This is a genomic window from Nostoc mirabile CHAB5784 (assembly GCF_020829645.1).
Classification (GTDB): Bacteria; Cyanobacteriota; Cyanobacteriia; order Cyanobacteriales; family Nostocaceae; genus Nostoc; species Nostoc mirabile.
The window spans coordinates 183655-195566 of the sequence record NZ_JAIVFS010000001.1 but is presented as its reverse complement, the minus strand read 5'-3'; the positions used below and the strand labels follow the sequence as shown (position 1 = coordinate 195566).

General features: G+C 42.2%; 9 protein-coding genes. 7 read left to right on the top strand and 2 right to left on the bottom strand.

The window, feature by feature from the left end; translation table 11 throughout:
- The first annotated feature begins 99 nt into the window (after positions 1 to 99).
- Positions 100 to 354 (top strand): hypothetical protein, encoded by a 255-nt coding sequence (locus LC653_RS00980; protein ID WP_229492181.1) that lies wholly within the window; start codon positions 100 to 102, stop codon positions 352 to 354.
- Positions 355 to 969: 615 nt separating this feature from the next.
- On the opposite strand, the gene LC653_RS00975 is transcribed toward LC653_RS00980, so the two are convergent.
- Positions 970 to 2961: an alpha-amylase family glycosyl hydrolase gene (locus LC653_RS00975; RefSeq protein ID WP_229492180.1), complete on the bottom strand. Its 1992-nt coding sequence runs from the start codon at positions 2959 to 2961 to the stop codon at positions 970 to 972.
- A gap of 851 nt (positions 2962 to 3812) precedes the next feature.
- Here LC653_RS00975 and LC653_RS00970 point away from each other — a divergent pair.
- From LC653_RS00970 to recQ, 6 genes are all read left to right on the top strand, one after another.
- Positions 3813 to 4475, top strand: coding sequence for a class I SAM-dependent methyltransferase (locus LC653_RS00970; protein ID WP_229492179.1), 663 nt, complete (start codon positions 3813 to 3815; stop codon positions 4473 to 4475).
- A gap of 888 nt (positions 4476 to 5363) precedes the next feature.
- On the top strand, positions 5364 to 6743 hold the full coding sequence (locus tag LC653_RS00965; RefSeq protein ID WP_229492178.1) for an AAA-like domain-containing protein: 1380 nt from the start codon (positions 5364 to 5366) through the stop codon (positions 6741 to 6743).
- A 129-nt stretch (positions 6744 to 6872) separates the two neighbouring features.
- The gene (locus LC653_RS00960) at positions 6873 to 8435 is read left to right on the top strand and encodes an AAA-like domain-containing protein (protein ID WP_229492177.1); all 1563 of its coding nucleotides are present in this window, start codon (positions 6873 to 6875) and stop codon (positions 8433 to 8435) included.
- A 367-nt stretch (positions 8436 to 8802) separates the two neighbouring features.
- The gene (locus LC653_RS00955; protein WP_229490054.1) at positions 8803 to 9048 is read left to right on the top strand and encodes a hypothetical protein; all 246 of its coding nucleotides are present in this window, start codon (positions 8803 to 8805) and stop codon (positions 9046 to 9048) included.
- Positions 9041 to 9325 carry a type II toxin-antitoxin system RelE/ParE family toxin gene (locus tag LC653_RS00950; protein WP_229492176.1) on the top strand — a complete coding sequence of 95 codons (285 nt, stop codon included), beginning with the start codon at positions 9041 to 9043 and terminating at the stop codon, positions 9323 to 9325. The genes LC653_RS00955 and LC653_RS00950 overlap by 8 nt, the downstream gene beginning before the upstream one ends.
- Positions 9326 to 9564: 239 nt before the next feature.
- The gene (recQ, locus tag LC653_RS00945; RefSeq protein ID WP_229492175.1) at positions 9565 to 11724 is read left to right on the top strand and encodes a DNA helicase RecQ; all 2160 of its coding nucleotides are present in this window, start codon (positions 9565 to 9567) and stop codon (positions 11722 to 11724) included.
- Here recQ and LC653_RS00940 read toward each other — a convergent pair.
- Positions 11725 to 11912 (bottom strand): hypothetical protein (locus LC653_RS00940; protein WP_229492174.1); only part of this gene is annotated, 188 nt, incomplete at its 5' end. It lies immediately after the preceding gene.

Sequence of the window (11912 nt, the reverse complement as noted above, 5' to 3'; positions counted from 1 at the left end):
CTTCTTAAATCCCAAAGATTACCTACTTAATCGCAGTGATGGTTAGGGTGGGGTAAAACTAAAGCTAAAACCTTAGTAAATCAGGTTTGGGGTGAGGTTTTGAGAATTTATGCAATAAATATATTGATTTCGGGTGGTCATTTATTGATTTCGGGTGGTCATTTATTGAATTCGGGTGGTCGTTTATTGAATTCGGGTGGTCGTTTATTGAATTCGGGTGGTCGTTTATTGAATTCGGGTGGTCGTTTATTGAATTCGGGTGGTCGTTTATTGAATTCGGGTGGTCGTTTATTGAATTCGGGTGGTCATTTATTGAATTCGGGTGGTCGTTTATTGAATTCAAGCAGTGGTTAGGGTGGGGTAAAACCCAATACAGTTCAGTTAAGCGTTTCTTTCTTCTCTCAGTAGACCTCTTGCAAAAGTCCTTAACACCCCACCCCCAACCCCTCCCCTTGCTAAGGGGAGGGGAGCGTTTGCGTCAGCAAATGCGGGGTGGGGTTCTTTATTTTTGATTTATGCAAGAGGTCTAGTGTTCTCTGCGCCTAATAAGGTTCGTTAAAAAAATTAACTATGACAAAGAGTTTTAGCCTTAACCCAAGCGTATTGGGGTAAAACCCAGATTTTTGAACAACTTCAGACTTGTGTGTACACCGTAGCCGCAAGCAGGAGGGGAGACAAAGCGACGATTGTCGGGGTGGGGTTCTTCAGGTTTAATAAGGAATCAAGCGGACATGATATGACATCGTAGTAAGGGACTTCCAAATAAAAAAATATACAACTATTTATTGTGGGGTGGGCATCTTGCCCGCCCATAGTCAAAGGCGGGCAAGATGCCCACCCCACAAGATTGGATAATTTATTTCTTGGAAGTCCCTAAACTGCGTAGGCAAAAGCTACGCAGTATTGACCTTTGCTCTACAAGTGGGGAGAGTGTTAACTCAGATTATCTTTCACTAAGCGGCATCAAGATTAAACTAGAGCGTACACTTTAGCTTCCCAAGGGAAGATACCTTCTCTGCCTACCCATTCTGATGGAACTATCCGCTCTTGAGTAATTTCCTTCCACTGCTTGCCAACTGGAGTTGCAGGCCAATTCGGGACTCTGTACTCAGAACCAACAGGAGTGCCGTAGTCAGAGAAATTCGCCACTACAACTACTAATTGATCGGCTTTATTACCACGCTGCCAGACTAGAACTCGTTTACCATCATTAAAGTCAACATGAATAAATTGAGTATCATTTACAGCTAAAGCATCGGAAGCCTTACGCAAGCGAACCAACCTGGCAACGTATTGGAAAATGCGTTGCCGCCAATCATCTTTCACGCGGCTGTAGTTAACTGGGTCAATCTGTTTATAATCATCTGTTGTAGGCAAATCCTGCTGATCGGCAAATTCGTCTCCGGCAAGGATCATGGGAATTCCTACAGAGGTAAGCAGGCAGACAAATGCTAACTTAATGCGCGGTTCAGTATGAGCAATTCCATTACTAACAAGGTAGTTGAAAAAACGCTCGTTACCATAACCGCCAACGTCATGGGAAGTTATATAGTTTACCGCCTGAGAACCATCTGTAAAGCCTAAGTTTCGGCAATCAATTAGTTTGCGGATACTCCATTCAAAGCTGGGTTCATCCCAGGCATTCTTACCTAAAATCACCTGTCGGATGATTTGCTTAAACTTTTCATTCCAAAGTCCATCTAAACGATTTTGTTGGATGAGAGATAAGGGTACACTCAACTCTTCACCAACTACGAGGAAGCGGTCGCCGGTTCCGCCTCTTTTATCCCAAAGGGTGCGGGCAAAATCCTTAAATTCTTGCAAAAAGTCATAGTTGGCAACATTGTTGACGCTATCTAACCGCAGACCATCAACTCGATAGTATTCCAACCAGTGGGCAATATGGGCTTTTAAGTATTCACGGGCTGGGACAAGCCATGACTTTTGCCCAGTAATAGGGTTATAGCCCTCTACCCAATAGTTGTACTTAAATAAATCCCCACCAAAGCCATCTCTTGACCCTTGTTCTGGATCACCACTGGCCCATTTGATGTAAAATTCCAAAAAATTAACGTTGTGGTAAGGATTATTCCGCGAGAATGCCATTACCACATCCACAAAAAAGCGCAACCCTTGCTGATGACAGACTTTGATCAGATTAGCTAAATCAGTCGAAGCAGTAGGTGCTGACTGGCTATCTGGGCGTCCTAAGTCAAAATCTGCTGCAAAATAATTTGCTGTACCATAGCCCCAATTGAGATTATCATCACTGTCTTCTGGTGGCAGAAGTTCTAGGGCGTTGATTCCCAGTTCCACAAGATGAGCGCGGTTATTCAAGGCGCTGAGTAAGGGAAAAGTAGGAGCGATCGCTTCTGGTATCAACAGTGCTAGTACGTCACGAAATGTGCCGATTCCTTCTTCAATTAATCCATTTGAGTTAATCTTTGTCCAACGGGTTGGTAATTCGTAAATCACCAGTTGATTATTGGTTGGCAGCGTTTCTAAAGGAGCATCGCCTTCCCAATTTACAGTTTGCCCTTGGGGATCACAGGGAATCAGCGTTTTATTTTGATAAAGCACGACGCCTGCTGGATCGAAGCTAGTAACGCCTCCCAATTCTGACGGTGTTGGTGCAAGTAAGCGTCGATCCACAGTCGTCGCTGTTGGATCTGTACAGTAGAGAATTTGGTTAGCATTGGCAGAGTCGTAAGGGTCTGAGTTGCGGACTTTAAACCAGTAAAAGTAGACCTGTCCTTCAATCAGACCAGATTCTTGAGCCGAAACTTCCCACAATTCTGGAAATTCTGTTGATTGACGAAGTGGAATTTCTCTGAATTGAGCTAATCTGTCTGGGCTTTCGGGAGCAGTGTTGCCAATGTAGAGAGTGGGAGCTAGTTCTGAAGCACCGGGACGCCACAAGACAAAATGAGTTTTTTTGCGGTTCAATAGATCGATAGGCATTACAAAAACCTCTGGGTGAGCAAAGTTCAGTTATCAAGTTCTTACACAACAATCGAGTGTTATTCCAGAGAGGTTGAATTTCTTTCAACTGTCAATATTAGGCAGTGGATTGAGTATTTTCTGGTAAATTGGTAATTTAACTGTATATAGCGGTTCTCGTTTACGTGAGGTACACCCGTAGGGGCACGGCAGTGCCCATTGGTGTCAACTTAACGTAAAAGTCATGTCTCGCAAGGAACTAAAGTTCCTTGCTAATAGCGAAAGTCATCTCTTGATGACTAAATAATCCGAAAAATCTTTAGTCTACTTTAGTAGACTTTAGCTATTAGCCTAGAACTTTAGTTCCAGGCGGGCGAGTCAGCTAACAGTTAAGCTATTTCTAGCTTAAGTTGACACGTATGGGCAGTGCCCATAGGTGTCAACTTAACGTAAAAGCTATGTCCCGCAAGGAACTGAACTTCCTTGGCTTTTAGCGGAAGTCTTCTGTTGATGACTAAATATAGCCAAAAATCTTTAGTCTACTTCAGTAGACTTTAGCTATCAGCCTTGAACTTTAGTTCGAGGCGGGCGAGTCAGCTAACAGTTAAGCTATTTCTAGCTTAAGTTGACACGTATGGGCAGTGCCGTGCCCCTACACCTCGTGATGTAATGTTGTACCGCATCTGAATGGGAACGGCTATATATCAAGGTATCGGTATTTCCTACTATTGGCTTTCATCGCCAACTTAAAAGACATTCAATTCTCAAAATTTTTGGGGTTTTGAAAATTACATTTCGAGTTTTTCTGCATATTTATGATTAAACCAGAGAATGAGTGTGTGGGGTTTAAACAAAAGAGGAAGGCGCGTTTTATGACAACTCAAACACTGGGACTCGAACAAAACCTTTATGACTATTTACTATCAGTCTCTCTCCGAGAACCAGAAATTTTAACCCAACTGAGGCAAGAAACAGTCCAGCATCCAATAGGGAGGATGCAAATTGCTCCCGAACAGGGGCAATTTTTGGCGTTACTGGTGCAGTTGTTGGGAGCTAAGAAAACTTTGGAAATTGGGGTATTTACAGGTTATAGTTCCCTGGTGGTGGCATTGGCGCTACCGAGGGACGGTAAGGTGGTAGCCTGTGATGTGAGTGAGGAATTTACGACGATCGCTCGGCGCTATTGGCAGCAAGCAGAAGTGGCGGATAAAATTCAACTGCACATTGCCCCAGCTTTGGAGACTTTGGATCGGCTACTGGCAACGGGAGAGACAGAAACCTTTGATTTTGCTTTCATCGATGCAGATAAGAGCAATTATGATGGTTATTATGAGCGATCGCTACAATTAGTGCGTCCGGGAGGACTGATTGCGATCGATAATGTCCTTTGGTCAGGTAAGGTTGCCGACCCCGAAGTGCAAGATAATAGAACTAAAAGAATTCGTGCCTTTAATCAAAAGCTGCATCAAGACCAGCGAGTTAGTCTTAGTTTAGTAGCGATCGCAGATGGCTTGACTCTGGCACTGAAGAAATGAGAAGTCCTGCTGAAGACAGAATTCAGAATTCAGAATTCAGAATACCCCAGCAGCAATACTGCGTAGGTTTTGAAAATTTGTAGGTTGGGTTGAACTTAAGCGTTACCCAACAAACCCCTAAAAATGTTGGGTTTCGTTCCTCAACCCAACCTACTGGCGTGGCAAGGCTAAAATGTTGCAAAAATAATGTAGGTTGGGTGGAGGCTTTGCGTAACCCAACATCCTGATATATGTTGGGTTGCGCTCCGCTCCACCCAACCTACGTCTACGTTTAATGCACTATTTTAAGCTTGCCACGCTACTACATTGGAATTATTTTTTAGGCAAAACCTATGCAGTATTGACCCCAGCAGTCAAGTCAGGGCGAAGAGTCACGGAGGAAAGAATTTAATATCACGTGCGTTTAAAATCGCTTGCTCTAAACCTCGATTCTCTATCCAGTCGCACAGAATCCCCAAGCTGGATTCAGGCGGATGTATTCTGAATTCTTCTTCGGTAATGTCCCTGAATCCCCATTTCTCTATTTGTTAGGAACGTAGAAGCGTCTTTAATTTTGAACTTTGAATTTTGAATTGTTAATCGGTTGTATATTATTACTAGACCAAAGTCGTTGAAGAAGAATTCAGGAGTCAGAATCAATTCATTTGGGGTCTGAATCCCCAAATGAATTGAATACCACAAAATTTAAAATTTGGTGGGGGTGCAAAAACGCCGGTTATTCAGACGCGACTCGAAAATACTCGCTAACGCTGCGCTATCGCGGACTCGCTAACGCTACGCTATCCGCAATTTCTGCTCAGTTTACCTTTCCTGAATTCTGACTCCTGACTCCTGAATTCTGTTTGATAAATGCCTCTACTAACTGTTTAACCTTTAATATTAATATCCGTGGAAGATATTCTGCAAGCAGTAGAAAGAATTTTGCAAGACAAGCCTCTTGCTTCCATTCAATGGTTTGTGCTCTATCAATCGTGGTTGGGCAAAACTTACGATGAAATGGCAGAGGTATCAGGCTACCGCAACAATTACATCAAGGAAGTTGGCTCTGAGTTGTGGCAAGACCTTTCCGTTGCACTTGGAAAAAAAATAACGAAAAAAAATCTGCATTTAGCCTTGGAGAAATACCTGCAAGAAAAGATAGGTGATCAGGAAAATCAGAGCCAAGAAAACTTGGGCGAAGAATCTAGCTTAGAAATGGTTTCTCCAGACTTGTCTTCAGCAAGCAAGATCGAATTTCCAAGCGGCCCTGTACCACTGGGTTCTCCTCTTTACATCAATCGCCCTCCCCTAGAAGAACTTGTTTATAACGAGATTTTACACCCTGGTTGCTTAATCCGAATCAAAGCACCTAGAAAAACGGGAAAAAGTTCACTGCTGAACCGGATGATTGCTTATGCTAGAGAGCAAGGTTATCAAATTGTCTATTTGGACTTTCAAGAAGCTGACGAAGATATTTTTGCTTCTCTGGATAAATTTTTGCGTTGGTTTTGTGTCAATGTCAGCAGGCAATTAAATCTCCTTCCCTGTCTAGATGATTTTTGGGATACGGAAATGGGCAGCAAGGTAAGCTGCAAAATCTATTTTGAAGCATATCTGCTGCAATACATTGATCAAAGTCCTGTAGTTTTGGCTTTGAATGAAGTCCATCGAGTTTTTGAACATCCTAATATTGCCCAAGACTTTCTACCAATGCTGCGATTTTGGCATGAACAAGCAAAGCAGGATCAAATCTGGCAAAAACTACGAATGGTGGTAGTTCACACCACAGAAATTTATATTCCACTCAAGCTAAACCAATCGCCTTTCAATGTCGGGATAACAATTACGTTGCCGCCGTTTACCCTCAATCAGATACAGAAATTAGCATTAGCTTACGGGCTAGATTGGGCAGCAGACTCCGAAGGGGCAAAACGCCTTGCACCCTTACAAGCAATGGTAGGAGGACATCCCTATTTGGTGAGCCTTGCGCTTTATCATCTATGTCAAGAAGAAATAACATTCGAGGTGTTACTAGAAAGCGCATCTACACAAGTGGGAATTTACAGTCAGCATTTACGAGAACTGTTGAGGTTACTCCAAAAAGAACCAGAATTAATGTCAGCGATGGAAAAGGTAATTGCAACAGATGAAAAAGTGGAGCTAGACGCGATCGCTGCTTACAAGCTAGAAAGTATGGGTTTGGTTCAACTAAACGGCAATCAAGCTCACGCAAGGTGTGAGTTATATCGCTTTTATTTTAGCCAACAACTGGGACGCTCAGGGTCATAATAGTTCTGGTAAACTGTTGAAACACAGATAATAAAAATACTTGTTCTCGTTCTTAATATGAATTTAATCAATTATCTCGATGCCAATTCATTTATTAAAAATGAGAACTAGTTTAACATTTTAAATCAAATGAACAATTATCGATACCAAGTTGGTGGAACCCTTACAACTGACGCTCCTAGCTATGTTGAGCGCAGAGCGGATGTGGAACTTTACGAAGCCTTGAAGCAGGGTGAATTTTGCTACATCCTGAGCAGTAGACAAATGGGCAAATCCTCACTTATGGTAAAAACAAAGCATCGCTTCCAACAAGAGGGCTTTAAATGCGCCACCGTTGATATGACTAATATTGGTTGTGACAATATAACTCCAGAGCAATGGTATAAGGGAGTGGTAGGTGATTTATGGTTAGGTTTTAAACTGTTAGGTAAAGTCAATCTAAAAAGTTGGTGGCAAGAACAAAGTGATATTTCTTTAGTTCAGAAACTCAGCCGATTTATTTCGGAAATTCTGTTAGCTCAGTTTCCTAACGAAAGACTATTTATTTTTATTGATGAAATTGATAGTATTCTTAGCCTCGATTTCTCTGTTGATGACTTTTTTAGCTTGATTCGCTTTTGTTATAATCAACGAGCAATTGATCCAGAGTATCATCGGATTACATTTGCAATCTTCGGTGTTGCAACACCTTCAGACTTAATTCGATATCGAAATAATACTACCCCGTTTAATATTGGTAAAGCCATCCAAGTAAATGGTTTCACATTTCAAGAAGCTCAAACACTATCTTTGGGGCTGAATATTAAAGATAATCACCCTCAGAAAGTTTTGAAAGAAGTAATAGCTTGGACAGAAGGGCAACCATTTCTTACTCAAAAGCTGTGTCGGCTACTTGTGTGTTTATCTCAAAATGATGTGAGTAGAAAGCTAAAAATGCCCCCTGGCGCAGAAGAATTTTGGATAGAAAATGTGGTGCGATCGCACATCATCGAAAAATGGGAATCACAAGATGAACCAGAGCATTTACGGACAATTCGCGATCGCATCCTTGCAAACGAACAAATTGCCGCCAGATTGCTGGGAATTTATCAACAAATTCTCCAAGGAGTGAAAGTCCCAGCCGACGATAGCCGAGAACAGGTAGAACTGTTGCTATCTGGTTTAGTAATCAAAAAGCAAGGTTTTCTCCAAATCAAAAATCGAATTTATCAAGAAGTTTTCAATTTAGAATGGGTTGGAAAAAAATTAGCTTACTTGCGCCCCTACTACGAAACCTTCAATGCATGGATAGCCTCAAAAGAAAAGGATGAATCTCGCCTATTGCGGGGACAAGCCTTGATTGATGCTCAAACTTGGGCAAATGGCAAAAGCTTGAGCAACTTAGATTATCGATTTTTAGCTGCTAGTGAAGAATTAGATCGGCGAGAAATGCAGCACGCGTTAGAAGCCGAACGCGCCAAAGAAATTGAAGCACGACTTGCAGAACAACAACAAAGGCTGATTCAACAAAAGAAAACTGCTACAATAGTGACACTTTTGCTCGTGGGCATGACAATCAAGTTGGTGATTTCTATAGTGTGGGGAGTGTCGCTTTTACGAAAGATTGATGCTTTAGAATCACAGTTAAAATGTAACCAGGTAGGGCATCAAGGCAAAGGAATAACTGCAAATCCTCGGTTAGGTAGATGCTGACGCGAGCATCCCAAATGTGTAAAAACATAATCTTCAATTTTCTCATACCAATTCTGTATAAAAATGCGCCAAATTTAGAAAGGAAGGAACCGCAGAGACACAGAGAAGCCAGTGCGCCCTTGCGGTTAAAAGACTTGTTCGCGCAGCGTCTCCCCGAATCCCAAAGCTGCCGATGATGTGAGTTAAAATCCTGATATCTTCAATAACTACTCACGCAGACAGTCCCCGAAAAAGCGATCGCTTATGTATGATAATTGAGTTAGTGCGATAAGTTAACATGAGTTTGACGAAGCTAAAAAAGCGATGAGGGTAAGACTTATAAGTTTATATTTTACAAGTTTTGTTATCAACCCTAATAATTAAGAGGATGAAGCAATTGAGTAACCTAGATAGAGTTTTAGATGCCGCAATGGAGCTTACTTTAGAGCAACAAGAAATGCTGGTACAAATTCTCAAAAACCGAATTATTGAAAGTCGGCGAGATGAAATTGCGTCAGATGCAGCAGCTTCCATTGCTGAATTCCAAGCAGGTAGGCTCAAAGTCCAGACTGCTGCCGAAGCAATTCAAGAATTACGGGAATATCTCAATAACCCAAGTGCAGCCGATGTATAAGTTGGTTATCACGAGCAAATTTAAAAGAACTTTCCGAAAATTTGCTCGTCGTAATGCTGACTTGCAGGCCAGAATAGAAGAAACTATTGCTGCTATGGAAAATGATATATTTGCAGCTAATTTGGGCACTCACAAGCTAGAGGGAAAGCTATCAGGGTTGTTTTCATGCTCTTGTGGATATGATTGTCGCATTGTTTTCTCACTGAAAACCGATGACGAGAGTGAGGAAGAAGTTGTTCTTTTGCTAGACATTGGTACTCATGACGATGTTTATTAGCTCAATAAAAGTAAAATCGCCAATTTTCTCGTAACTGTCTCAAAAGAAAAGCGATCGCTCATGTATGATGATTGACTTAGTGCGATGCCTGCGGTGGTGACTGAGCTTTGTCGAAGTGCGGGCTATTCGGCGTCGCACTCCAGAAACGCAGACCTTCCCAAAGCTGCCGATGATGTGAGTTAAAATCCTGATATCTTCAATAACTACTCACGCAGACAGCACCCGAAAAAGCGATCGCTATGCTTCAGTATCCCCATCTCGAACAAGCGCTAAAATATCACTTCGGTTACGACGGATTCCGCCCCGGACAACGGCAAATTATCGAAGATGCGCTGCAAAATCGGGATTTATTGATTGTGATGCCTACGGGTGGGGGAAAATCTTTGTGTTTTCAGTTACCTGCATTGATAAAAAAAGGCTTAACGGTGGTGGTGTCGCCATTAATCGCTTTGATGCAAGACCAAGTGGAAGGACTGCGAAACAATAATATTAACGCCACATTTTTGAATAGTAGTCTGAATCCCTATAAGGTGCGATCGCGGGAAGAAGCCATCCTCAGTGGTAAAGTTAGACTACTTTACGTCGCCCCAGAACGTCTGTTGAGTGAAAGATTTCTCCCATTTCTCGATTTAGTCAAAGAAAAAATTGGCATTGCGGCTTTCGCCATTGACGAAGCCCACTGTGTCTCTGAGTGGGGACACGACTTCCGTCCAGAATACCGTCAGATGAAATCTCTGCGGAAACGCTATCCTGATGTCCCTACCCTCGCCCTCACCGCCACAGCAACCGATCGCGTCCGTGCTGATATTATCCAACAACTAGGGCTAAAGCAACCGAGTATCCACATTGCTAGCTTTAATCGCCAAAACCTTTATTACGAAGTCCGTTCTAAAACCAAGTCTGCGTATGCTGAATTATTAGAACTCGTCCGGGAAAGCGAAGGTTCAGCAATTATTTATTGCCTAACGCGCAAAAAAGTTGATGAACTTACCTTTAAATTGCAAAATGATAAAATTTCTGCTTTGTCTTATCATGCCGGATTAACTGATGAAGAACGCAGCAGCAATCAAACTCGATTTATTCGGGATGATGTGCGCGTGATGGTGGCGACAATTGCCTTTGGAATGGGAATTAATAAGCCAGATGTGCGGTTAGTAATTCACTTTGATTTGCCACGTAATTTGGAAAGTTATTATCAAGAATCAGGTAGAGCGGGAAGGGATAGTGAACCCTCACGTTGTACACTTTTTTTCAGTTTCAGTGATATTAAAACCATTGAATGGAGTATTAACCAAAAAACTGACCCCCAAGAACAGTTGATTGCTAAACAACAACTGCGTCAGGTAATTGACTATGCTGAAGGTACTGTTTGTCGGCGGACAATTCAGCTAGGTTATTTTGGGGAACGTTTTCTTGGTAATTGCGGTAACTGCGATAATTGCCGTCATCCCAAACCAATGCAAGACTGGACAATTGAAGCCATGAAGTTTTTATCTTGTGTGGCGCGTTGTAAAGAAAGATTTGGGATGTTGCACATTATTGATGTGTTGCGGGGGGCAAAAAAAGACAAAATTATCCAGTACGAACACGATAAACTTTCTACCTACGGTATTGGCAAAGATAAGAGTGTAGATGAGTGGCGAATGTTGGCGCGATCGCTTTTACATCAAGGGTTGCTAGAACAGACTAGCGATGGTTACTCAGTTTTGAAACTTAACCCCCTTAGTTGGGAAGTGATGCGGCGACAGCGTACAGTTTCCCTTGTTGTTCCCGTAGCACAGAAGGTTACTTGGGAAGAAGGGAGTGAGAAAGCTGTTGAAGCAGAGATATTAATGCAGAGGTTGCGATCGCTCCGTAAACAACTTGCTGATGAACAATCTGTACCACCTTACGTTGTCTTTCAGGATTCTACCCTGAAATTGATGGCACAAGTACAACCTACAACACTAACCGAATTTGGTAAACTTTCGGGCGTAGGTAGTCACAAACTTTCCCAATATGGCGATAAATTCCTCGCAGAAATTCGCGCCTACCGCCAAGAAAAAGGTTTGATAGATCCACCCCAAGTTAGTTTTACACCCTCTGTTAGCTTACCTTCCGACACCGAAATATTCACATTACAATTACATAAACAAGGTTTGAGTGTTAATGAAATTGCCAAAAAACGCAATATCCGCCCTACAACAATTATTCGTCATTTGGCAGATTTGATTGAAAAAAATCAGCCTGTAGACATAAATCAGTTAGTACCTCTTGAACATCAACAAAAAATTTGGCAAGTTTTAGAAGTGCTTGGTGATATTTCTTTAACGCCAATTCGAGAACAACTTGGTGAAAGCTACACTTTTGATCAAATTCGCTTAGTGCGGGGTAAATGGCGGCGCGAAAATCGCAAGTGATCATTCAATTTTAAAGGATGTTTTCAAAGTATTGGGCGAATAGAATTCGCGGCTACACAAGCAAAGCGAATAGAATTCACGGCTACACAAGCAAAGTCCACCTCCGTGGACTAAGAGAAAATCAAGGGCTTCAAACCCACGGAGGTGGGTTTTGTCTGTATAGCCGCGATTTCTAATCGCCAGGGCTA